Source organism: Bifidobacterium cebidarum, assembly GCF_009193305.1.
In the GTDB taxonomy this organism is placed as follows: Bacteria; Actinomycetota; Actinomycetes; order Actinomycetales; family Bifidobacteriaceae; genus Bifidobacterium; species Bifidobacterium cebidarum.
This window is the reverse complement of the sequence record NZ_WBVS01000013.1, coordinates 1-24,442: the sequence shown is the minus strand read 5'-3', so window position 1 is coordinate 24,442 and position 24,442 is coordinate 1. Positions and strand designations below refer to the sequence as shown.

Below are 24,442 nucleotides of genomic sequence, written 5' to 3'. Positions count from 1 at the left end.
GTCAGCGGGATTTTCTGTATCGCACGAGGCTTCCAAGCGTACGGCTATACTGGGAGCCGTTCGCGCGGTTGGTGGCAGCAACCGCGCCCACATCAGTTGAATAACACCCGCTCAACGCTGCTATCAGCGTATGAGTCATTCGGGTGTATGGTTTGATGTCTCGCGCGGGCTCCTCACCTTCCCGCGCATGAGCATCAGGCCGAAAGCGCAACATGCGCAGAAAGCAAGGTGAAAGAGAAGATGATGAATATCAAGAAGGGCCTGACCACGTTCGCGGCCGCCGCCGGAACACTTGCCCTGTCCCTGACCATGGCTGCATGCGGCAGCACCAATTCCGCCGATTCCAGCAATTCCAGCACTCCTACCGTGTCGTTCATGCTGGATTGGACGCCGAACACCAATCACATTGGCCTGTACGTGGCCCAGAAGCTCGGCTACTACAAGGATGCCGGCGTCAACGTGAAGATCCTGCCGACCGCTCAGGCCGGCGCGGAAACCAGCGTCGAGAACGGCGTGGCCAACGTGGGCTTCACCACACTGAGCAACGTGGCCGCCTTCAACTCCCAGGGCGCCAAGCTGAAGTTCGTCTTCGACCTGACCCAGAAGCCGGTGGCCCGCTGGTGCGCACTCGCCTCCCGCACCGATATCAAGACCCCGAAGGACCTCTCCGGTAAGACCTTCGTGAGCTTCGGTTCCGCCGAACAGACCGCTGTGGTGCAGCAGATGATCAAGTACGCCGGTGGCACCGGTGAGATCAAGACCGCCACCGCTGGCACCAACACCTTCGAGACCCTGACTTCCGGCAAAGGCGACTTCGGCGGCTTCTACGTGACCTGGGAAGGCGTGGAAAGCGAACTTAACGGCCCGGCCCTGAACTGCTTCGTGGCTTCCGACTGGGGTGTTCCGGGCAACCCGGATCAGCTTGGCTTCGCTGTCAATGATTCCTGGCTGAAGGACTCCAAGAACGCTGATGCCTTGAAGAAGTTCATCTCCGCCACCAAGAAGGGCTACGACTACGCGCTGGCCAACCCGGACAAGGCGGCTGATATCCTCGTGGCCCAGGCCAAGGAAGCCCAGCTTGATTCCAAGCTGACCCGCACCTCCATGGAAGAGATCGCCAAGAACGGTTACTGGACCACCGATGACGCCAAGAACCTGCCCGGTACTGTGAACTTCGATGATGCCCAACCGTATCTGGACTTCCAGTACAAGGCCGGCACCTATAAGGACAAGGACGGCAAGGACCCAGCCGAGGCCCCGCAGGCCAAGGAACTCGCCACCAACGATTACGTGGCCTGATTTCATTACTTTGGCTCCCCTCAGTGAGGGGAGCCAATCTATCTTGCAAAGACCTTGACTCCTATGAAGCAACTGAAATCCTGGCTCGCCCGCATCGTTCCGCCAGCAATCACCATTGGAGGATTACTGGTGATTTGGCAGGTAGCGGTTCAGGCCGGCCATATTTCCGAACGCGTACTCGCCTCCCCTACCCAAATCGTGGCCTCGATGATTGATACCTGGCCGGATTTGATGACCGCTGCGGCTATCACCACGTATGAGGGCGTCACCGGCTTCGCCATTGCGATTATTGTCGGCATGCTCATCGGCATTGGCCTGTACATCTCCAAAACGATGTACCGCGCGCTCTACCCACTCCTGGCTGCGGCGCAGACCATACCGCTTATCACGGTGGCACCGCTGTTTATGATCTGGTTCGGCTTCGAGCCATTGGGGAAAATCGTGATTGTGGCCGTCTTTGCCACGTTCCCCATTGCTGTGCAGACCGCACGCGGCCTTACCGCCGTGCCGGGATTCTACGAAGATGTGGCATTGACGTGCGGCGCCACACGCACATGGACGCTACTGCACGTCAAGCTGCGCGTGGCCGCACGCCAGATCTTCGGCGGTGTTCGCATTGCCGCGGCCTATATTTTCGGCACCGCCGCAACCGCCGAATATCTTGGTGCCATGAACGGCTTGGGCATCTGGCTGCAGGCCGCATTCAACTCATTCCGCACGCCGCTGATTTTCTCCGCGACCGTAGTCGTCATCGCCGAAACCGCAATCCTTTTGGCACTCATCTCTCTAGTCGAATGGCTCACTCTCGGCAACGGCAAGGACGAAGACCTGGATCAGTAACAAACCAAGCGCAGAGAAATTCACTGCATTGCGGAAAGCGGCTGGTGGGATATGCGTTGTTCGACACACTCAAGGCCGTTTGGCCTCGCTCCGGCGCATGCTCGCAGAGCATAGCACACGCCTGCGCTGCTTACAGTCGAACAACGCATATCCCACCAGCCGCTAAAAACACGACCATGCATTCATTTCATTTGGCATTGCCAAATCGGCGATCACGATGGATGTAATCGTCGATGGCGCGCCAGAGCACCTCACGGCCGCAATCGGGGAAGAGTTCCGGTACGAAATCAAGTTCGGCGTAGGCAGCCTCCCACGGCAGGAAGTTCGAGGTGCGCTGCTCGCCGGAGGTACGAATCACCAGATCGCAATCCGGAATATCCGGGTTGTAGAGATGATCGGCAATCATCTTTTCGGTGACGCGGTCACCGGAGATCTTGCCGTCGCGCACCTCGCGGGCGATGGCCGCACACGCATCGGCGATTTCCGCACGGCCACCATAGTTGATGCAGAACACCACATCGATGACCTTGTTGTTCTTCGTGCGCTCCATCGCCACTTCAAGCTCATCGATCACAGACTTCCACAGCTTCGGACGGCGGCCGGACCAGCGTACGCGCACGCCCCACTCATCCATCTGCGCCACACGACGGTGGATGATCTCACGGGAGAATCCCATCAGGAAGCGAACCTCCTGAGGCGAGCGCTTCCAATTCTCGGTGGAGAACGTATACAGACTCAGGTAACGCACACCGGCTTCGATGGCGCCGGCGATGGTATCGAAGACCACCGGCTCTGCGGCCTGATGACCGTTGGTGCGAATCATGCCACGCTGCTTGGCCCAACGGCCATTGCCATCCATGATCACGCCCACGTGGCGGGGCACTTTATTCTTCGGAAAATCAGGGATACGGGACGGATCGCTGAACGGTGCAGCGGGAATGTCCAATGACGTGTAATCAACGTTCTCAAAAGCCATAGTTATGAATCTATCAAGCGCAGCGAACGAATCGGGCGTTCCAGATAATACTCCGCCCAATCTTCAACCAACTCTTCGGTGACACGCTGGAGAGGCACGCCATCAAGCACTGTCCAGTCGCCTTGGACCAAGGCCTGGAATTCCTGCAATGCCCGTGGCGGAATCCGCCGCGCATCGGTGGTGTGATCAGCCTCGCACATCACGCCACCGGAGGCAATGGAAAAATAGGATCCCATGCGCTGCCCACACACTACACAGGTGCCCATACGCGGTGTCCATCCCGCCAAGGACAAGGCACGCATCACATACGATCCGCTGATTGCACGAGGTGCATGCGCGTGTTTGGCCAGCGCGTTCAATGCGCCGATGAGCAATTGATATTGTGCCGGCACGCATTCATGTTCTGAGCTGGCGAGCTTATCGATGGTTTCCACAATGACGTTCGCTGCCTCATACGCATTGTAATCAACGGCAATCACCGCACCATACGCGGCTATGGATTCCGCTTGGGAAACGGTATCCAACGCACGGCCTTCGGCGATGAGCAGATCAGCGCGCATAAACGGTTCAAGCCGCGCACCGAATCGTGACTTCGTACGGCGGACACCTTTGGCCACGGCACGGATCTTGCCGTGGCCACGGGTCAGTATCGTGATGATGCGATCGGCTTCACCGAGCTTGGCGGTGCGTAATATCACGCCCTCGTCTCGGTACAAGCCCATATGCTCATCCTCCCATTACTATCGCAGCGCCATCCATCATAGCGAATGGAGTTGCATGGCTAGAGGATGTTCATGGCGGTGATAATCGTGGTGACGGTCATCGCTATGGTAATCAGCCAGTCGAGCCATTTCGGCAGATCGATCCGAGCACCATCCAACGGGTCGACCGGCGTCAATGCCGAGCCTATTACCACCAGCGCAGTTGCGGAGGCCATGCGAATCATCGGCACGGAAGTAACCATGGCAACCACACACATGGCGATAGTCACGACGCCAAGCACACCCATGCCCCAACGCCCCTTACGGCAGGCCATTTCCTTGCCGTCAACCGACGCGTCAATCGGTGAGGGCGGCGCGAAGCCCAGCTGGAACGGCGTGAGTATCACAGTGATTACCGAAGCCGGCCAGAAGGAACGATGATGGTCGATATGGTCTTGGTTCTTGCCCACCCATGCTGCAGCGACAGCTGGCATAAGCAACAACGCCAGCGAAATCACACCAGCAAGCACATATTCGGCAACCGACGAAGCACCACTGATCCATACCAAGGATATGAACGACACGACCATGGTGAGCAATGGTCCGCTGATGATTTTGGCGGGAAACGAAGGGCCGGATTGCCGCGTGGCGGAACCCGTGGCCACAGCGGTTGCAGCTGCCGTCGAACTCGAAGACCCATCCGCTGAGACTCTTTCTGCGTTCATACCACCAAGTGGACGCAACAGCGCCATAATACGCTTGCGCGTCCTATCCAGCAGAGGCGTCACATCCTCACTGACCTTGCCGGTAATCCAATCTCCGGCAAGGGCCATGATGATGCGGCCGATTACCAGCAATCCCAAACTGGCAGTCAACATGCGTGGTGCGGAACGCAGGCTTTCGGCAAGCTGGAAGTTCTCAGGAATCGCTTTGGACACATCAATCTTCGAGCTGTATGTATTGTCATCAAACACGAATTCCCTATCGGCGTTCTTCAACTCCGAGTCAAGACTGCCCGCTTTGCCGAAAGCGCCTTGCGAGCGCAGGAACGACACCGGGTTGGCGCGCATGGATTCGGCGACAGCCAGATTGAACCAGCCCAGAGCATAGTCCGGTTTGGCGGCAACAGCCCTCTCGAACGAGTTGACAGCGGTATCCACATCGTTTTGCCGCGCCTGCAATACGCCAAGATTGTTCCATGAAGAGAACAACGAACCGTTGGATTGCAACGCATCGCGATAGTTTTCCATCAGCTCGTCCGCATTGGTGATGGACTCCTTCTCTTTGGATTGCTCATCACTGTCTCCGTCGGCGCTGGCATCGGTATCGGAAGACTCGGATGAACCGGTATCCGATGCATCATCCGATCCACCCGATGATGAATCCGATTCCTCCGCCAAAGCACGCTTTGCGTCGGCGAGCGCCTCCTGATACAGCGGGCTTTTGGGATCATAGACCAAGGCTTTGGTGGCCCAGACTTCCGCGGCCTGATAATGGCCAGCCGCGAACGCCGATACGGACGCAAGTTGTTCCATAGCGCCACGCACCGCTTTTTTCAAGGAATCAGCATCTGATGCGTCACGCAACGGAACAGCTTGCGTGGCCAAATCGAACGCCTCATCATACTGCTTTTGGTCGTAATAGTTCTGGGCTTGTTCCTGTTTGATATATGCCTGTTCGGCGGTACGCTCGTTCTCCTCGAAATTGGAGGTCACGGGGGATGCCAAGGCCGCAGAGCAAACGCCGATCAACGACTCGGCATCTGCCGCCGCAACGCGCGCGTCAGCCACATTGCCGGCCATGCGCAATGCCGTGGCCTGACGGAGTTTCGCCCACGCGGGGCTGGTCACCGACCCGCTGAGACCATAACAATAGGATTGATAGCCTTCCGCCGCTTGTTCAAACTGCTTTGCGGCAGCGGCATAATCCTCATCGAGGAAAAGAATCTCCCCTAAACGATCATTGAGTATTGCCGCCGAAACGCTTGTGGATCGCTCCAGTGTCTCCTTGGCTTTATCGCGCTGCCCGTAATATCGCCAGAGATTCTGCATCATGTCCACCAACGCGATGGTGGAATCACCGAACGGACCTTCAGGCGTCGTGTTGCTGCCACTATATGCCACAAGGCAAAACTTGCTGGAAGAGAACTCATCGCCCGGGCAATATTGCTTGGCAGTGTCATATTCGCCAGCCAACAGCAGGTAAATGATGTAATTTTCCGGCGCACGAGAAAGCTTCGGCAACCTCCAAGAGCCATCTCGAGCCAACTGGTACTGAGCATCCACAGCATCGTTCTCGTCGGAGTTCAGTGTTACATCCCTAATGTCGCGATACTCGGGAATATAGGTGAAATCCTGTACGACACTAGGAGCGCCGCAGTTCGGGGACAGCATGACATCGCGGACGTTATCCGTCTGGGTTACAGGCCATCCCAGGCCATTCGCGATTTCCGTTCGCACGGTATTGCTCTGTTCTTTGCCATAGGTCGACATGAACTTGGCTTCGACTTTCGCAGCCTGGCTGAATTTTCCGGTATGCGCCAGAGCATCTGCATATACGCTGCGAGTCGCATCAACGGCCAGCACTTTATCGTTGCCGTCGAGTAGTTTCACCACGTTCTCGTATTCTCCTGCGTTGGAATATGCAGTGGCCAGGGAACTTTCGATTTGCGGCAGCGTAGAGAGCTTCTGCGCATTCTCATATGCGGTGATTGCGTTCCTGCGTAAATATTGAATGAGGAAATTGCCATAACCTTCTGGACTGATATCATCCGCCACCGCGGTATAGACATCGCCTGCCACTGTATATGCGGCAGGTATTGTATTGTGATTCTTCATCAGAGTATCGAGCTGCTTGTCGATCTCATCCCATTGTCTATTGTTAGCCAGAACGTCATACCCAACCGTGTCATCCGTTGCGCAACCTACCTGCGACATGGCCATCAAGTATTGGATTTTGGCTACTTCGGGCGTGGCATCATCATTGCATAATGTGGCCGCTTTATCGTATGCGCTAATGACATCCGCTCCATGCGAGGGATAGAACAGATCCAATACTTTAGCGGATTGCAACTGCACATCACAGGTATTGAATGTGCGAGGAGCCTCATAGGCCAGAGACACGGCAATGACTATGTAGTCGGCGTTGGCCGCGCCATAGCCTGGCAAGTCACTATGTTCATCTGAGTTGTATGAAGCGTTGGCACGATAGTCGCCGAACGATGCCAGAAGTCCCATCAAATTGACTACATCATCGGTTTTGTTGGCGTCCATCGTCTGCAACGCATTAGCTATCTGCGATTGGGCGGCAGTATTGATGGATTGCAAATACCCGCCTGAATTTTGCTGGTACGCAGTCGTGACCACGAAATCCCAATCATCACCAAACACCGCTTTGCCGGCATCGGTCACAGCCTGCTCATTCTTATCTTTCACCGCCTGCGTTGCCGCATCATCGAGCAGCGGCAACGGCCTGGTGCCCATACCATTGATTTTCTTGGCGCCTTGGGGCACTGCCGCGATCTGCCGTGTATTGAGTACAGACGAATCAGGAATCGATTGTTCGGCATATAGCCGCGCGCCAAATGGAAATGCCAAACTGATTATTACAATCACAGCAATCGCAATGCTGAGCGCAAGACGATACATAGGCCACAATTGTGCTGCAGTGACGGTCTTTGACGGTTCGCCTCCGCCATTGCCGGACGATTCAGAAACGGTTGCATTGGAATTAGAGGTTGACATGAGATGCTTCTTTCCCTCATGCGAATCACCTCATGCATAACCACATTGTCATGCGACGATTCGATTGATCTTCTCAACCCCAAGTCTATCAGGCTCAGTATATGAACAGGCCCCAGAAGGCGAAGAACAGCAATACATAGAGCATGGTGAACGTGACCAGCCAGAACAGGATGCGACCGAATCTTGTGGAGGCGAGCACCGGCTCCTGGCCGGTGATGATGTCTTTGACCGCATCCTTGCGTGGCGGCCATTGAATAAGCCCGCGTTGCCAGGCCACTTCAATCAATCGCATGAATACGCGCGACCATGCCCACACCACCACGATGGACACCACTTGGATTACCGGCCAGCTCCAATACATCACCCCCGGTGTTTCCGTGGGGGCTCCACCCCAGGCGAGTTTGACCACACCCATAACCACCTGGCCGAGGCCAGCAAAGAAGATCGCCAATGTGGCGAGCGTGGAAAGCGTCAACGTGAGCAACGCATTGCCGAAGCCATGGGCGAATCCCAAGATCGCCGGTCTAGTGGGAACGGACATGCCCTGACGCAATGCCATACGACGCCGTCCGCGCCAGCGCACATCCGAAATCAGCTTGCGAATCAATGCCACGAGACCCATCACAGTCGAGGCCAGCAACAACAGCACCATGGTGGCATGCAGTATCACGCCATATATTGTCCCTGTCGGCCGCGCCTTCAACGCACCTGGCAGGCCAATGGACTGATACAGGTTCGTGCCGGCCACGCGTTCACTGGTTTGCGTCAAACCCTGCGTGGTGCCCACTGTCCAGTCGATGAGGTCATCCACGTAGGCATCCGCGAATGGTGTGCCTTCCTCGGCTTCATCTCCCAACCGCAGTACGTGGTTGGCCACCGGATAGCTGCGCACGGTCACATTCCAGTTGCCGGCTTCGTGCGCGTTGTATAAAATCGCGCGCACCCCCTCCACTTGGGCCGTCATCACATCCTTGGACCCGTATGCCACATAGGTGGGGATGGAGTAGGCGGTGGGATTGAGTGTGCTCAAATCCAGGTTGGTCAGGCCGAACAATGCCGCATCAACGCTGAACAGGCGCTGCACAATGGATTGGTACCCATCGTTCGCGCCGACCAACGTGAAATCCTGGGTGACGAAAAAACCCAATGATTGACGAGGCGAAAATACCATCGGGCTTAAGAGAATCTGGAATGCGATGTGATGGTCGAGTCCCAGCAGATACGAGGAGATCCAGGTTGATTCCGACGTGGCGTAGATGCCGACTTGGTTCGCGTTGACGGTATCAAGTCCACGCAAATAATCGATGACCTGATCGTAGGCTTTGGCTGATGCCGGATAGTCGCGGTTGATGTCGGTGGTGTTCCACACCGGCTTATCCAGCACTGCTGTCACGAAGCCGGCTGAAGCAAGATCGGATGCCACATCCCCGAAGGAGTTGTCGGCGGTACCATAGCCTGCGCCATGCATGAACACCACCGCCGGATGTGCGTCCGCAGCTCCCTGAGGCTCGCGGATCAGCACTTTGACCGCCTGCACGCCGTCGGCACCGGCAGTGTTCCTCTCGCCTTGCCGCTTGGCCAGCGAACCGTCCCGAGCGATGTTCAGCGTTACCGATCGTTCGGCGACCTTGTACGTCCCTTTGGCGGGCATTGTTCGCCCGTCCGGAACATCGAATGTCACATCGGTATCGCTGCTCAATGTGGCCATCGATTGGCCTGTGGGCTCGATGTTCCATGGCACCGTGGTGAGGTTTGAAATCGAGACCAGAATGCCGATCAGAATGATGAAAATGGGCAGGCTCACCATAAGCCGGTGGCCACGGGTCCACGGCTTTACTGCATGCTGTTGCTTCTGATCGGACACTCGAATGACGTCAGCGGCCGGGGTGTTGGATGGGTACGACCACCGGGCCGGTGGCGTTTGCGGGGACCTTTCCTTCAGCTTCCATCTGCGCGGCGATATCGTTGGCGATGGTAAGCAAGGTATCGACGATTTGGTCTTCCGGCACTGTCTTGATGACCTTGCCCTTGATGAAGATCTGTCCCTTGCCGTTGCCGGAGGCCACACCGAGGTCGGCTTCTCGAGCCTCGCCCGGACCGTTGACGATGCAGCCCATGACGGCCACGCGAATCGGTGCGGTGATGTCCTTGAGCCCCTCGGTCACCGCGGAGGCCAGCTGAATCACATCCACCTGGGCGCGGCCGCAACTCGGGCAGGAGATGATGTCGAACTTGCGTGGGCGCAATCCCATGTATTCCAACAGCTTGCAGCCAACCTTGACCTCTTCCACCGGCGGGGCGGAAAGGGATACACGAATCGTGTCGCCAATGCCCTCGGCCAGCAATGCGCCGAAGGCCAAGCAGGACTTGATGGTGCCTTGCCATGCCGGCCCTGCTTCGGTGACGCCGAGGTGCAGCGGCCAATCGCCCTTGGAAGCAAGCAGTCGATAGGTTTCCACCATGGTGATCACATCATGGTGTTTGACGGAAATCTTGAAATCATGGAAGCCGACATCCTCGAACATGTGGGCTTCCTTCAGCGCGGAGGCCACCAGCGCTTCAGGAGTCGGGCCGCCATATTTGGCATACAGTTCCTTATCGAGCGAACCGGCGTTCACACCGATACGCAGCGAAATGCCGGCATCGGTCGCCGCCTTGCAGATGGAGGGTCCCACCTCGTCGAATTTGCGAATATTGCCCGGGTTCACACGAACGGCCGCGCAACCGGCATCGATGGCCTGGAACACATACTTCGACTGGAAATGGATGTCGGCGATAACCGGAATCGGTGACTTCCTGCAGATCTCCGGCAACGCATCGGCATCGTCCTGGCTTGGTACGGCCACACGGACGATATCGCAACCGGCTGCGGTAAGCTCCGCGATCTGCTGCAAGGTGGCGCCCACGTTGGCGGTGAGCGTATTGGTCATCGACTGCACGGAGATGGGGGCTCCACCGCCGACCGGCACAGGTCCGACCATGATGCGGCGGGATTTACGCCTCGGGTGCAGCGGCGACTCGCTGGTGAGCGCAATCGGATCGCCGGTTTTACGGAACGGCTTCTCTACAGGATTCAAGCTGATGCCTTTCATGTTCTTGGATCTCCCGCACGCTGGCAAAGGAGGATACCGAGAAGAAACTGCTACTTGCTTATCAGAACATCCGCGCGTCTGCGGGCTTCAAGCTCCAGTTGGTTCATTTCCTCCACGTCGGCGAACAACGGGTTGCCGCGCAGTTCGGCGTCCATCTCGTTCAGAACCTCTTTGACCGTGTCCACAATGCCCAAGTATGGCAGCCGATGATCAAGGAACGCATGCACGGCCTGCTCATTGGCAGCATTGAGCACCGCCGTATGCTTTTCGGATGCGGCCAGGCAATGGCGGGCCAACTGCACGGCGGGGAACGCCTCATTGTCCAACGGCTCGAACGTCCATGTGGCGGCCTTGGTCCAATCACACGCCGCAGCAACATGATTCATGCGGTCCGGGGCGGAAAGTCCCAACGCGATGGGCAGGCGCATATCCGGCGGTGAGGCCTGGCTGATGGTGGCACCATCCACGAACTCAACCATGGAGTGGACGATGGACTGCGGATGGACCGTCACATCGATGCGCTCCGGAGGAATATCGAACAACCGGGAAGCCTCGATGACCTCAAGACCCTTGTTCATCAGCGTCGAGGAGTTGATGGTCACCACAGGGCCCATGTTCCACGTGGGGTGATGCAACGCCTGTTCGGGGGTGATATGTTGCATATCCGCGCGCTTCCAGCCTCGGAACGGGCCACCTGAAGCAGTGACCACCAGTTTGGAGACTTCGCCGTGGGTGCCGGAACGCAGGGACTGCCAGATCGCGGAATGCTCGGAATCGACCGGGTTAATCTGGTTGTCGCGAACCTGCGAGCCAAACAGCAAGTGACCACCTGCGACCACGGACTCCTTGTTGGCCAGAGCCAGTTGGGAGCCTGCCTGCAGCGCCGCGATTGACGGTTCGAGCCCGATTGATCCGGTGATGCCGTTCAACACCACGTCGGCTCCGGACGCGGCCAATGCGATCACCGCTTGCGGGCCACCGCTGACCTGTGTATGCGATGCACCGGCCTGGATCAGGGCTTCTTCTAGCGCCTTGACCTTGGAGGCATCGAACACGGCGACCTGGGGCACGTGAAATTGCGCCGCCTGCTGGGCCAGGAGCTCGATATGTGTGCCGCCCGCAGCCAAACCGGTTACGGTAAAACGTTCAGGATGGCGTTTGATGACATCCAGACCCTGGGTGCCGATGGAGCCTGTGGAGCCAAGGAGTACGACATTACGATGAGAGACTTCGCTCACTGTTCCTTCTTCATATCGTCATCGTTCAAAGTAGGGAATGAAAGGTCCGGAATCGATACGCCGAAATCATCGTCCAGGTTGGGGATAAGCGGGAAGAGGTTGCCGGGCTTGTTGGTTTCAGCATCCTTCTTCGGCTCAGCCGGTTCGTGTACCGACTGGGGCTGAGGCTGTGTTTGCGACTGTGCCGCCGGCGCGGGTTCCGGCTGTGCTGCCGCCGCCGCAGGATGCTGTGGCAGCGTTTCCGGAACAGGTGAAGGGGTGGCGTTCGTCATGCGCGCGGGCTTGCTTGCCGGAGCGAATGATGCGGGCATTACGGCCGGCGTATCGTTGAGCTTCAGCGCATTCGGGGTATCGAGGCTTGGCATCTTGGGCGTGAACGAGGAGACATCCACAGTCGGCAGCTCCTGGGAGACCTCAGCCATATGGGCCAGCGCGGCCAGGGACGAGTTGTTTTCGGTCGCGTCCACGATCACAGGTGCCGGTGCAGATGCGGCGGCAGTGGTCTCGCTCTCGGCCGCGGCATCGGAAGCCGAAACCGTAACCGGTGCCTCAGCCGTGGAAACCGGATGGGTTGAGGGTTGGAACGACGGCAAGGATTCAGCTTCCGGAGCCGGCTGGTATGCCGGAGCCTGCGGCGCAACGGCAGCAGGGGCCGTCAACGCGGTTTGCTCGGTCGCGGCCGTCGGCGCCGCAGCGGCGGGGGCATATGCCACAGGAGCGGGATTGACAGCGGCAGGGGCCACCGCTGCCTGAGGAGCAGCCGGGGCCACCGCTGCCTGAGGAGCAGCCGGGGCCGGGAACAGATTCTGTTCAGCCTTGCGCAACGCATCGAAGGACTCGCCGGAGGGAACCGCATCGACGGGCGCCTGTGCAGTGGCACGCTGGGCGCCTGTGGCAATCAATGGGGAGACACCGTCAGCGGCGACTACAGCAGTTGCGGCCGAATCGACGGGAGCGCTCTGCTCCGGAGATGCGGCGCCACCGGTCACATAGTCACCCACGCGGGCATAGGATTCCAGACGGCTGAGTAGCTGAACGCACACGTTGAGGAAATAATCGACCTGACGCTCGTCATAGCCTTTCTTGCCTTTGCGTTGGGTGAAAATCACATTGTTCACTGCGCTGGCGTTGAGGTCGGCCAGCCCCTTCACGTCATCTTGGGTGACGCCATCAACGCCGAGTGACGCTGCCGCCTTATCAACCACCTGGTCGGCGATACGGTCGACCTGCTTCCTGTCGTATGAGGGATGCTTAGGTTCACCGGGCTTGAATCGCTCGCGCGGAGCGCGCTCCACATGCGAGGCGACTTCCTGGTACAGCTTTTCCGTTTGCGCCTTCCACGCCACACGGCCCTGCTGCGCAATCTCCCATGCGGTCTGCTTATCGACCACCGCGCGCTCGAGGCGGTTCAACGTCGCATCGACTTGGCTGATCACATAACCGTCTTTGGCTAAATCAAACGAAACAGATTGAATGTCCTGCTGGGTGAGATTGATGCCTTCGCTGTCATATAAGGCATGCGCGCGCTCCAAAAAAGCGTCCACCTGCGCGGTATCGTACCCCAGCTTGCGCTTGCCGGCACGCGCGATTCCGGTCTTGCCGTCCCCTTCACGAACTTCCTTCGCCATCGGTTGGTCAACCTCCTGCTGGATAAAACACTCTGCCCACCACTCTACGTGACTGTTACGACTCAGCCTTTGCCACTTGATGGAATTTCACAGTTTATTGCACTCCACGCTGGACCGGTTATGTCGGCACGGGCATGATGCAAAAGGCATGGCCCACATTGGGGCATGTCTTGCCCACATTTTGCCCACATTTTTTCGAAATAATGCTCAATATCGGCAAATATTTATAAATACGAAAAAGCCGCTCAGCCCTACTCCCGTAAGGCAAAGCGGCTTGTTTCCAATGGTCTTCGATTGTGGGCAATGAGGGACTCGAACCCCCGACATCCACCGTGTAAAGGTGGCGCTCTAACCAACTGAGCTAATTGCCCGCGGGTGTCCACAATAGCGCATGGCAGGCACAGTCTGTCAACTTCCCCTGTTCGGGCGTGCCGCACGGAGCGCTGGCTTGCGGACTGAAGCGCTAAGGAAAATCAGCGGCCTTTGCCGAATGCGCGCAGGCGGATGCCGTTCCAATCCTTGCTGACGGTCAGCGGAGTGGCGGCATTCATGCCAGCGGTCTGGGCCGCGGATTGCACGGTGGAGGAGCTTGCAGCCCCCGGACGGCCCGGCTTGGGGGTCAGCACCCACAGCGGAGCATCATCATCCAGCACACCGCAGGCGTCGACGATGGTGTCGGACAATTCATCCTCATCATCGCCATCGCGCCACCACAGAATGACTCCATCCACGGCGGAGTTGTAATCCTCGTCCACGAGGTCTTCGCCCGTGAGGTCTTCGATCTTGGCGCGGATGGAATCATCCACGTCGTCGTCCCATAGCCATTCCTGGACGATGTCGCCAGGCTCAAACCCAAATTCTTCAGCGTTCTGTGATGCCGTTTGATTCACAGAGCACACATTAGCAAGCCTTAGCGAACAATCGCGTTAACTTTCATAAAAAATCTCGCTGATTGACCACGCAATCTGATGCACAGCCATCATGCGCTGCAGTGCGGCAACCGTTCGCCCTGCCCTTTTCCTATGGCCACCAGCGCCTGGTAGGCCTCATCCAACGTGGAGACGCGCACGTCCCTCACACCTTGCGGCACATGGCCTGCAACTTCACCGCAATTGCCCGCCGGCGCCAAAAACCACGTGGCGCCATCGCGCTTGGCGCCAAGCATCTTCAACCGTATACCACCGATTTTGCCGACCTTGCCTTTGGCGTTAATCGTGCCGGTGCCGGCAATAATCGCTCCACCACTTTCTTTGGCGGGCGTCAACTTGTCGATGAGCCCTAATGTGTACATCATGCCGGCTGAAGGGCCGCCGATTTTATCGACATGCATCTCAACATGCGCATTGGCAAGAGCCTCAGCATCTATACCGAGCTCATTCGCATGCTGCTTCGCATACTTCAGCCCCACTGCACTGGCCTTGTTCTGTGAGCCGGACATATCTTCATCGACTTTGCTCTGATACTCGTCCGCAGTCTGCCCGATAGGCACCACGGCTTCGCGTGGCATGACCTCCACATGTGGATTCGCCCATCCCCACACCGCCTGCGCATTGATGATCGGATACCCCGGCACGCCGGAAGCGCTCACAGTGACCAGCAGCAGCTTGCCCGAGTCCTTATAAGTGGCGACCGAGTCGCCTGAGATGGCGATGACATCACTGCCGTCTGCCTTGCCGAGCACATCCTGAGTAGGCCCAGGCATTTCGATAACATACGGGCTTGGCAGCAACAGCACCGCAATGGCCACAATCACGGCCAAGGCCCCTGCGAAATATTGCGGCGAGCGGGAGGCAACATACTTCCTGAATCGTGCGAACATATCCAATAGTGTAGGCAAGGGGTGGAAGCCGCGACCCTTATCGGCATCATCGGCGCTTGGCCCGCGGCGAACGGCGCGGGTACCGCCTACACTTGTGGTAATCACATCTTGGGGTACCCATACCGCGGTAAAGAAGGATACGCATGGACGAGAACGCGATTCACGAATGGCTGATCAAATGCTTCGGCCCGATTCAAGGCGAAATGGCATGGCAGCAGATCAGCCAATTGCCTGAAGAGATCCGCGAACAATTGATGAGCCAGGATCCGAGTCGTCTGCCCGATCCAAGCGAAGTGCAGCAGATGATGGCGGCGTTCACCGCAGGCGGGCTCAACACCATGTCCGACATGCAGCGAACGGTCGAGGAAGGGCCAATCAATGTGAAGCTGGCCAAATCCATCGCACTGCAGCAGGCCAATGCCTCCGGCTCCGATTCCAGTGTCTCCGCCGTGGACGGCGATGCGGCACGCCGCGCGATGAGCGAGGCGAACCTGTGGCTGGATACCGCCTGCGAATTCAATCCCGCTCCCGGCGAGCCGGATGTACTCACCCGCGCCGCCTGGGTGGAAGGCACCATCGATCAGTGGGCCAAGTTCGCCGCTCCAGTTGCCGAATCCATGAACGATGCCCTTGCTTCGGTGATTTCCGAACGGCTCGGCGGCATGTTGGGCGATGGTGAAGGCGAAATCGCCGGCATGTTCGCCGGCCCGGTGCCGATTCCGATCCCCGATGGCATGAAGGACCCTGCACAATTGATGAAGCTGCTGGGCAATACCTCGTTTGCCATGCAGCTGGGCCATGCCGCCGGCAATCTCAGCCATGAGGTGCACGGCAGCTTCGATCAGGGCATTGCACTGCTCAAAAACCCGGCGGGTGGGCTCATCGCCCAGAACGCCACCGAATACGCTGCAATGCTGAATGGCCAGGCACCCGGCGACGCGCGAGCCACGGATGCGTCTGATTCCGTCACCGGCAACCCGATTGGCTTTACCTCCGCACAGGCCCCGGCAGCGGGCGGCACGTCTGATTCCACCGATACCGCCAATGCGCAGGATGCCGAGCTGAACGCGCAGTTCGAGGCCGCGTTCGCCGACTTCAACGCCACCGAGAAGATTCCTGAGGCTGAGGTACTTTCCTTCCTGGCGCTGCAGGAGATGGCGCATGCGCGCCTATACGCTTCCGTGCCATGGCTGATGCCGCGATTCGAGGCATTGATCGGCAAATACGCCCGCGGCATTTCGATTGACTTGGATGCCATGGAAGAGCAGCTACGTGACGCCGCTTCCATGGATCCCGAGTCGATTTCAGGTGCGGTGAACCTTACCAAGGTGGGCATTCCAGATACGCCTGAGCAGCGCGAGGCATTGGCTTCGCTGGAATCCCTGCTGGCCATGGTGGAAGGTTGGGTCGATTGCGTGGTGTGGCGTGCCGGCATGGCGCATCTGCCGCATATCGAACAGCTTCGTGAAATGATGCGTCGCGAACGTGCCATGGGCGGTCCTGCCGAACGCACATTCGAAAGCCTGCTTGGCCTGCAATTGCGCCCGAAGCGTATGCGCGAAGCCGCAGGACTATGGGAGATGATCACGGCTGCGGAAGGCGCCGAAGGCCGCGACGCCAAATGGTCGCACCCCGATCTGCTGCCGAGTTTGCCTTCGGACGCACCAGCTGGCCCGCAGTCTTCCAATACGACGGCCAGTGACGCCTCCGACGCTTCCCGTGACGCTCATCCCGGGCATCCGGCAGCGGACGGCAAGACCTCCGATATTGACTGGGACGCCGAATTGTCGAAGCTGCTTGACGAAGGCGACGATGGCAGCAGTGATGGCGGCACCTCCGACAACGACACGGGCAACGGCGCTCAATAGTCAAAGTCATCAATAGTCAACCGTGGCTCTGGGGTCACAGGAACCGGGACGGCTGGCGCTGCTGGGCGCCATAGCCGTCCTTGGTCCTGGCATATGAGACATGCAGCGAATCCTGGGCACGAGTGACGCCCACATACATCAGGCGACGTTCCTCTTCCAGCGCGTCGCCTGATCCCGGTGCGCCATACGGCAGCAGACCTTCGGAGCATCCGACAAGGAATACGTGATTGAATTCAAGACCTTTGGATGCATGAATCGTGGAAATGGTCACGCCCGGATCATCAGCGGACTCGATACCGTTGGCATTGAGTCCCATGGCTTCGAGCAAGGCCCGTTTCGATGCAGCATCATCGGTGAGCGCCGATGATTGCCACCCGGCGTCTCGACGTACGCGGAACTTCAATCCTGCTTGACGCAGTGCGACACCAAACACGGACTGTTGGGCGTTGATACGTGTCAGAACAGCGCATTCGGATGGTTTCACCCCTTGGCGAATCAGTCGCAGTATGCGTGCGGCCACTCCCTGCGCCTCCTCGAAATCGGTGTCGTATACCGTTCTGCTGATCCGAGGACCGGACGTCCGGGCGGAAACCAGTTTGAGGTAGTCCTCGCGGTTTGGCGACTTGTCGAGCACCGCATTGGCGAGCGATACGACTTCCGGCGTGGATCGATAATCGGTATTGAGATCGATGTCCGCGGCAAGCGGGCCGAATTCTTCGGAGAATCGCAGCAAATCCCAGCTTGAGGCGCCGGCGAAGGAATAGATGGTCTGCGCCGGGTCCCCCACCACACACACATTGCGATTCATCGCGGCTTTCCCATCCGGCCCTGCACCGAGCCACAGCATCATCAGACGGTGTTGCAGCGGGGAAATATCCTGGTATTCGTCCACGGTCAGCCAGCCGATGGAGGAACGGATTCGTGCGGCGGCTTCGGGAAAATCATCCATGATATGGCATACCAGCAGCAGGATGTCGTCGAAGTCGATTTCCCCGCGAGAGGTTTTCTCCTTCTCGTATTCGCCATAGATATCGGCGAATCGTGCGGGTTCCAATCCGGCGGGTGGCATATGATGCGCGGTTGCGCATACCCGGGCATAATCCTCAAGCGACACGAGAGAGACTTTGGCCCAGTTGATTTCGGCGAGTACGTCACGAACCATTAGTGGATCGGTATCGCCGACGGCGGTGACTCGCGTGACGGCGCGGGACACCACATCACGTTGGTCTTCGATCAGATGGGGGAAGGGGGCGTCGCACACGTCCGTCCAGACGCTGTTAAGCTGACGCAGCGCCGCGGAATGGAATGTGGCGGCGGTGACCGCCGCGGACGCAGCACCATGGCCCGCAGCCTTGGATGAGCCTTCTCTTGCACCCTCGGCGAGCCCCAGTTGCGCGAGTCGTGCACGCATTTCCGCGGCGGCCTTCACGGAGAAGGTTACGGCGAGCACACGCTCCGGTTTCCACGCTCCCGTGGCGCAGGCATAGGCGATGCGGCGGGTGACGGTGCGTGTTTTACCGGCGCCGGCACCGGCGATGATACGCACCGGCCCATTGAGCGTGGTGGCCGCGGCACGTTGCCGTTCGTCGAGCCCTTCAAGGATTTTCTGCGCCTGTTCCATGCCCTCCATTGTGGCACGTTGCCGTGCGAGACGCAGCGGCGTCCATTTCACGAACTTTTCGCCCCGCGTCATGCCCCTGAAGCGCAAGGCATGTATTAGTGTGGAAGGGTGATGAGACGAAGCAATTACATGTTGGCGGCATTGAGCTCGGCCGTTCTGCCGAACCTGGCCGTTGCCGGAGTGCGGGAGAGCACCCAGCAAAGCGCCACCGATCAGGCGAAAGGCATTGACCAGGCGGTTGTGCAGGACGCCTCCGGCAAACTGTACGACGTATACGCCACCGATACCAAGGAGGGCCGTGCCCGCCTGATTCGGCGCGTGCAGGCGGCCCAGACGCTGGATGCCGCTCGCGAGCCGGGCGGTCTCGGCTTCGGATTGGATCATGTCATTGCGTTCGCACCAGGCAATGTGCCGCAGCCGGGCGCGAGTTCAACGGCGCAGGCGTTGGACCAGTCCCCTGCCGCCGCTGCGACGAAGCCGAACCAGAAGCCAAGCCCCACCGGTGAGACGACGGTGATGATCGCCGCGCATAATGAGGGTCAGGTTCGCCCTCTTGATCTGCTCACGCTGGATGACTGCACCGCGGTGGGTACCGCGTTAGGTGCGATTCATCGGCTTCCCACCGCTTTTCTCAAGGCCGCCAAGTATCCCGTGTTCTCCACCGGGCAGATTCGCGCCCAGCTCATCGCCTGGATTCGCCGTCTGCGTTCGGCGGGCCATGTGCCTCAGGAGATTACGAACAGCTGGGCTCGCATCATTGAAACCGAAGGTTTATGGTCGTTCACCACCTGCACGGTGCATGGCGGTTTCTCCGATGGCGACCTGCTGTTCTCGGGCTCCACCATCACGGCGATCACCAATTGGCAGGATATGCAGGTCAATGATCCGGCTCGTGATCTGGCATGGATTTTCGGCAAACTGGATGAGTCTCACCGCAACGCCGTGCTTTCCGCCTATGGCCGCATGATGGGATCCCGTTTGGACGACCTCATCATGCTGCGCGCCAACCTCTGGCTGCAGATGGAACAGGTGGGCGAATTCATCCAGGCGTTGAACCGCGCCGATAACGACCGTATCGTGCAGTTCAAGGCGCAGGTGGAACGTCTCGCGCATCAGTTGGGTGTGATCAGTCATAAGTCGGCCACCACATCCTCGCAGTCGAGCTCTGCCAGCAAGCCCAGCAACAATCCGTCCACTATCACGGTCGGCACTCTGCTCAATGATGACGCGCGGAAAACCTCTGCCGCTTCAACTGCGGCGTCCGCACCCCAACAGGCCGGCGACGGCATCAAGGGCAACGACGACGCCGAGGATCCGGACCGCACCGGTTCCGCTGACATCGTTGCCGCCGGCAGTGTGGATGTGACGCCGAAGCTCACCACGGCGGCGGTGCGCAATGCCTCCCAAGTCGCTGCGGACAGCGACGACCAGACCGCCAATCGTCCGGTGACGGCTACAGGTTCCACCAAGCCACAGCCCGTAGACGGAGCACGCCCGAGCTCCTCGTCCACCATCACGTTGAGGGAACTGATCGACCTGAACGAACGTGAGAAAGCCTCCCGTAAGGCCATCAGCGATGCGCTTGCCGAGAGCCAGAGCATGAAGGCCCATCAGCAAAAGCCTGACGCAGATGTGGACGATGACGATACGGGCGAGCATGAGCCTCAGGCGTTCAATTCCGCGGAGACCACGGTGATTCCGTTGCTTGAGCGTGAGGAACGCGCTCTGCGCGACGCTCGGGCCGGGTTAAACGGTTACGACCATGAGGGCAATACCATCGCCAATCAACAGGTTTCCACGCCACAGGCGTAACCTGTGAGCGTACGGCACAATAGAGCAGAGAACCATTTCATATATCAAGGAGCATTATGGATATCGAACTGGGCATTGAGAATGTAGCTCGTCCGGTGAATTTCAGCACCGAGCAGTCCGCCGATGAGGTAAGCAGCGCCATCGCTCAGGCCGTTGCCGAGGGAACAACCATCGACCTGACCGACGACAAGGGTCGTCGCATCATCGTTCCCGCCAAGGCTCTGGGTTACGCCATCATCGGCTCCGACACCAAGCATGCCGTGGGCTTCGGCGCCCTGTGATCGGTATCGGACGAACAATAGAGCAGTGATCCCCCTGGCCGGCGGTCGGAGGGATCACTGCTATTCGCGGTTTGTTGGCGCTTTGCAGGTAGCAGAGAACGCAAGCGCAACGCATAACCAATCCCTGCATGTGCAAGCACACGCAATCTAGCGCGTCGTGGCTCGCGCAATCACCCTGGAGGAGCAGGTCAATAGTTCCGGCTGAGTAATCCCGCCTCGGATGCGGCCCAAAATACGCTCCACAGCGGTCGGCGCAGTCCATTCCAGGCGGGAGTCCATGGTGGTCAGCGGAATCTGCAGATATGGGGCTTCCTCGATGTTGTCGAAGCCGATCACCTGCACTTGTTCCGGCACGGCATACCCCGATATGCGCAGCGCCGTCAGCGCGCCGATGGCCAATTGATCGTTCAACGCCACTACCCCGTCGAACGGCACACCTGAGTCAATCAGTTTCTGGGTTACGCGGGCACCGGCGCCAATGGTCCAATCCTGATCGGTGGTGCCGACCAATCGCGCATCGATGGCCAGTCCCCTGCGATGCGCCTCTTCAATCACACCGCGCAATCGCAGCTGTGCGTTGCCTTCCACCGATTGCAATAATGCGGCCTCGTCATAGGCGTCACGAGCTCCGATAACCGCCAACCTATTCGATCCATGATCATACAGATAACCTGCTGCCTGAGCCGCGGCATTCACATCATCCGGGGTCACATGATCGGCGATACCCCATGTGGTGCGAGCACCGACCACCACCAGGGGGAAGTCAACGGCCAAATCCTTCTTGCTGATGTTCTCCACCTCGCTCATGGACAAAATCATGCCGTCGGACACGGTGGAATTGAATTTCTTCAGCAAATCCCGAGCGCCTTTGGCCGACCCTTCCGCATAGGTGGTCACATATACGGAGTAATCATGCTGGCGTGCGGCGTCAATGATGCGATTGGCAAGCTCAGCCAAGTATGGCGGAGTAAGCGAAGGCACTGCGAGCGTGATGAACCCGGTATGGTTGCGGCTCAAATTACGGGCTGCCACATTCACCTGATAACCGAGTTCCTTGATAACCACCTCTACCTTGGTTCTGGTTTCGCTGCTCATGCGCCCGGAGCCATTAATCACATTCGAGGCGGTTTTGAGTGAGACACCGGCCGTCTGAGCCACGTCGCGCAACGTTACGCGCTTTTTCGCCCCAGGATGCGCCTCGCTCACGTGAATCTCCTCGCTAGGTCATGCGTTGATTCGACAATAGCGTCATTCTACCCGTTTGGTGATGAGTATGGAATTTCTCTGAAGCACATATTCGCCGTGCGTCGAACCGTTCCCGCACCGGTAGGCGATGATGGGGTCACCGTCAATGTCCGTTACACTCACCGGCTGCGTATCGCGGTTGAGATAGCAATCGAATCTGACGCCATCCGCCGTGCGGCGAATAGTGTGCACGGCACGTGAGTCATCGGCTTCGATACCGAATGCGCCTACTAACAAGGCGATGTCATGCCGGTCCATATCACAACCAACGTAGATGGCGGTTCCTTTGCCGTATGGATGGCTGGTGATGGCCGGAACGGCATCCAATTCCCAGTCGGCGGCTTCGGTACCCGTATACGCGGCAACGACCGCAGTATCGGTGGCTATGAAGGTCACATCGTTCTGCCAGAGCCTTGACGTGATTCCGTTGGTGAGCCGTATCTCATGGGGCTCATCTTCCGCTTCGTCTCCAAGGATGTTGAATTCCTCGCTGCGAATGCCGAGCATGTCACGCAGAAGCCCTTGCCCGGCGCCTGGATAGCCGCCGAGACCAACATGGAACAAGTCGTCGATGATGCCTGTAGCGTAGCCGATGATCACCGTGCCGCCAGCTTGCGCGAAGGCCGCGATACGCTGGACGTCATTATCGGACAGCATCAGCACCGTGGGCAGAATGATGGTGCGATAGTCGCTCCAGTCATAGGCCAGCGGCACTACATCGGCTCGATGTCCGGCATCCAGCAGACCCCGATACCAGTCGCGCACATCATGCCAATGGTTGAGTTTCATACTCGGCAACGTCTGGCTGCGCGTGGCCCATTCCGATTCGGCGCTGAACAGAATCGCCGTATCCGACCGCTCGAGTTCACTGCCTTGTATGCCGGCTGCCGACAAGGTCTGCAACGCTTCACCGAGCTCGCATACGCCGCGGAAAATCTTGGAGTCCTCGCCGGCGTGCGGCAGCATCGCCGAGTGGAATGCTTCAGCACCGGATGCGGATTGCCTCCATTGGAAGAAATTGATGGCATCCGCACCCATGGCCACGTGCGCCAAGGCGTCACGCATAAGTTCGCCGTGGCGTTTGCGAGTATTGAGCGGCTTCCATTGCACGGCGGATGTGGAATGCTCCATCACATACCAAGGTTTGCCCAAGGCAAGCGAATCCATCAGCGCATCCGAACATAGCAGTTCGTCCAGGTGGGATTCACCCTCGTGGAAATAGTGGTCGTTGGACACGAAATCCACCTCACCCGCCCATTGGGCGTAATCCATGCAGCATTGATCGGTAGAGACCATGAAGTTCGTGGTGAATGGCTTGTCCGGGCAGATTTCGGCGATGGCGTCGCGCTCGGCCTTGTAGAAATCGAGCAGCATGTCATTGCCGAAACGCTCATAGTCGAGCTGTTGGGCGGGGTTGACCATCGCATCGCCGCCCATATGGCGCGGCAACAGCACTTCGCTGAAATCATTGACATGCTGGGACCAGAACGCGGTACCCCATGCCGCGTTCAGCGTTTCGATGTCGCCGTATTTTTTCTTGCACCATGAGCGGAACGCTTTGAGGGCGTTGTCTGAATAGTCGTACCGATTGTTCCAGCCGTATTCGTTGCCCATGTGCCAGGCGGTCACATAGGGATTGTCTTTGTAGCGCTCGGCGAGCTTGCGGCACAGTCGCAACGCGTATTCCCTGAATACCGGGCTTGTGGGTTGCCAGGATTGACGGGAACCGGGATTGACGGTATGCCCGTATTTATCGATGGGCAGTACTTCCGGATGCTTGACATACAGCCATATCGGAGCGGAAGCGGTGGCGGATGCAAGGTCGACGGCGATGCCGGCCTTGCCAAGCTTGGCGATGACGCGGTCAAGCCAATCAAAGGTGAACTCGCCTTCGCGTGGTTCAATCTTATCCCAGCTGAAAATCGCCAATGCCACGGTATTGACGTGTGCCAAGCGCATGAGCCGAATATCTTCATCGATGGCGCTATCCGGCCATTGATCGGGATTGTAATCACCGCCGTAAGCGATGCCTCGACCGTCGCTCGTCAACAGTGCCGGCCACTGAAACGGTCTACGTGCTGCCATGATGTTTCCTCGTATGTCGTTGTTGCCGGCTCCCCTCGCTATGCCAGGGGAGCCGATGGTGAATTATTCGGTTATTCTTTGACGGCGCCTGCGGCGAGGCCGGATTGCCAGTACTTCTGCAGGCACAGGAAGGCGATGACCAAGGGGATGATCGTGATCAGGGAGCCCGTGATCACCAGGTTCTGGATGGCCTG

The 24,442-nt window shown here is 58.4% G+C and carries 17 protein-coding genes, 1 tRNA gene and 1 pseudogene; 5 read left to right on the top strand and 14 right to left on the bottom strand.

Annotated elements, in window-relative coordinates; all coding sequences use genetic code 11:
* Positions 1-243: 243 nt before the first annotated feature.
* Both F7D08_RS09330 and F7D08_RS09325 read left to right on the top strand, forming a co-directional pair.
* Positions 244-1,299 (top strand): ABC transporter substrate-binding protein, encoded by a 1,056-nt coding sequence (locus tag F7D08_RS09330; RefSeq protein WP_152210388.1) that lies wholly within the window; start codon positions 244-246, stop codon positions 1,297-1,299.
* A gap of 63 nt (positions 1,300-1,362) precedes the next feature.
* Positions 1,363-2,139: an ABC transporter permease gene (locus tag F7D08_RS09325; protein WP_152210363.1), complete on the top strand. Its 777-nt coding sequence runs from the start codon at positions 1,363-1,365 to the stop codon at positions 2,137-2,139.
* Positions 2,140-2,326: 187 nt separating this feature from the next.
* Here the strand turns inward: F7D08_RS09325 and F7D08_RS09320 are convergent, their stop codons facing one another.
* The 10 genes from F7D08_RS09320 to F7D08_RS09275 all read right to left on the bottom strand — a co-directional run bounded on the left by F7D08_RS09320 (position 2,327) and on the right by F7D08_RS09275 (position 15,336).
* Entirely contained in the window at positions 2,327-3,115 is a 789-nt protein-coding gene (locus F7D08_RS09320) for an isoprenyl transferase (protein ID WP_152210362.1), read from the bottom strand.
* A gap of 2 nt (positions 3,116-3,117) precedes the next feature.
* Positions 3,118-3,837 carry a DNA repair protein RecO gene (recO, locus tag F7D08_RS09315; protein ID WP_152210361.1) on the bottom strand — a complete coding sequence of 240 codons (720 nt, stop codon included), beginning with the start codon at positions 3,835-3,837 and terminating at the stop codon, positions 3,118-3,120.
* A 59-nt stretch (positions 3,838-3,896) separates the two neighbouring features.
* Positions 3,897-7,412, bottom strand: coding sequence for a tetratricopeptide repeat protein (locus F7D08_RS09310; RefSeq protein WP_193316289.1), 3,516 nt, complete (start codon positions 7,410-7,412; stop codon positions 3,897-3,899).
* A gap of 241 nt (positions 7,413-7,653) precedes the next feature.
* Entirely contained in the window at positions 7,654-9,366 is a 1,713-nt protein-coding gene (locus tag F7D08_RS09305) for an alpha/beta hydrolase family protein (protein ID WP_152210387.1), read from the bottom strand.
* Positions 9,367-9,433: 67 nt separating this feature from the next.
* Entirely contained in the window at positions 9,434-10,651 is a 1,218-nt protein-coding gene (gene ispG / locus F7D08_RS09300; protein ID WP_152210359.1) for a flavodoxin-dependent (E)-4-hydroxy-3-methylbut-2-enyl-diphosphate synthase, read from the bottom strand.
* 50 nt (positions 10,652-10,701) lie between these two features.
* On the bottom strand, positions 10,702-11,889 hold the full coding sequence (gene dxr, locus F7D08_RS09295) for a 1-deoxy-D-xylulose-5-phosphate reductoisomerase (RefSeq protein ID WP_152210358.1): 1,188 nt from the start codon (positions 11,887-11,889) through the stop codon (positions 10,702-10,704).
* Positions 11,886-13,517 (bottom strand): DivIVA domain-containing protein, encoded by a 1,632-nt coding sequence (locus tag F7D08_RS09290; protein ID WP_152210357.1) that lies wholly within the window; start codon positions 13,515-13,517, stop codon positions 11,886-11,888. Before F7D08_RS09290 ends, dxr begins: the two co-directional genes overlap by 4 nt.
* A 297-nt stretch (positions 13,518-13,814) precedes the next feature.
* Positions 13,815-13,888: transfer RNA gene (locus F7D08_RS09285), tRNA-Val, on the bottom strand.
* A gap of 102 nt (positions 13,889-13,990) precedes the next feature.
* Entirely contained in the window at positions 13,991-14,407 is a 417-nt protein-coding gene (locus F7D08_RS09280) for a DUF3052 domain-containing protein (protein ID WP_152210356.1), read from the bottom strand.
* A gap of 89 nt (positions 14,408-14,496) precedes the next feature.
* Positions 14,497-15,336 (bottom strand): YlbL family protein, encoded by an 840-nt coding sequence (locus F7D08_RS09275; protein WP_152210386.1) that lies wholly within the window; start codon positions 15,334-15,336, stop codon positions 14,497-14,499.
* A 143-nt stretch (positions 15,337-15,479) separates the two neighbouring features.
* On the opposite strand from F7D08_RS09275, the gene F7D08_RS09270 reads away from it, so the two are divergent.
* Positions 15,480-17,204 (top strand): zinc-dependent metalloprotease, encoded by a 1,725-nt coding sequence (locus F7D08_RS09270; RefSeq protein ID WP_152210355.1) that lies wholly within the window; start codon positions 15,480-15,482, stop codon positions 17,202-17,204.
* Between the two features lie 34 nt (positions 17,205-17,238).
* Here the strand turns inward: F7D08_RS09270 and F7D08_RS09265 are convergent, their stop codons facing one another.
* Positions 17,239-18,825 carry an ATP-dependent helicase gene (locus F7D08_RS09265; RefSeq protein ID WP_152210354.1) on the bottom strand — a complete coding sequence of 529 codons (1,587 nt, stop codon included), beginning with the start codon at positions 18,823-18,825 and terminating at the stop codon, positions 17,239-17,241.
* 111 nt (positions 18,826-18,936) lie between these two features.
* Here F7D08_RS09265 and F7D08_RS09260 point away from each other — a divergent pair, with 111 nt between their 5' ends.
* Complete coding sequence (locus F7D08_RS09260) at positions 18,937-20,637, top strand: phosphotransferase (protein ID WP_152210353.1); 1,701 nt, start codon at positions 18,937-18,939, stop codon at positions 20,635-20,637.
* A gap of 56 nt (positions 20,638-20,693) precedes the next feature.
* Positions 20,694-20,918, top strand: a complete 225-nt coding sequence (locus tag F7D08_RS09255; RefSeq protein ID WP_100494327.1) for a DUF3107 domain-containing protein — start codon at positions 20,694-20,696, stop codon at positions 20,916-20,918.
* A 147-nt stretch (positions 20,919-21,065) separates the two neighbouring features.
* Here the strand turns inward: F7D08_RS09255 and F7D08_RS09250 are convergent, their stop codons facing one another.
* From F7D08_RS09250 to F7D08_RS09240, 3 genes and pseudogenes are all read right to left on the bottom strand, one after another.
* Positions 21,066-22,124 carry a LacI family DNA-binding transcriptional regulator gene (locus F7D08_RS09250; protein WP_152210352.1) on the bottom strand — a complete coding sequence of 353 codons (1,059 nt, stop codon included), beginning with the start codon at positions 22,122-22,124 and terminating at the stop codon, positions 21,066-21,068.
* A 42-nt stretch (positions 22,125-22,166) separates the two neighbouring features.
* Positions 22,167-24,248: a beta-galactosidase gene (locus F7D08_RS09245; protein ID WP_152210351.1), complete on the bottom strand. Its 2,082-nt coding sequence runs from the start codon at positions 24,246-24,248 to the stop codon at positions 22,167-22,169.
* Between the two features lie 71 nt (positions 24,249-24,319).
* Positions 24,320-24,442, bottom strand: a pseudogene (locus F7D08_RS09240) (carbohydrate ABC transporter permease); the annotation flags it as partial.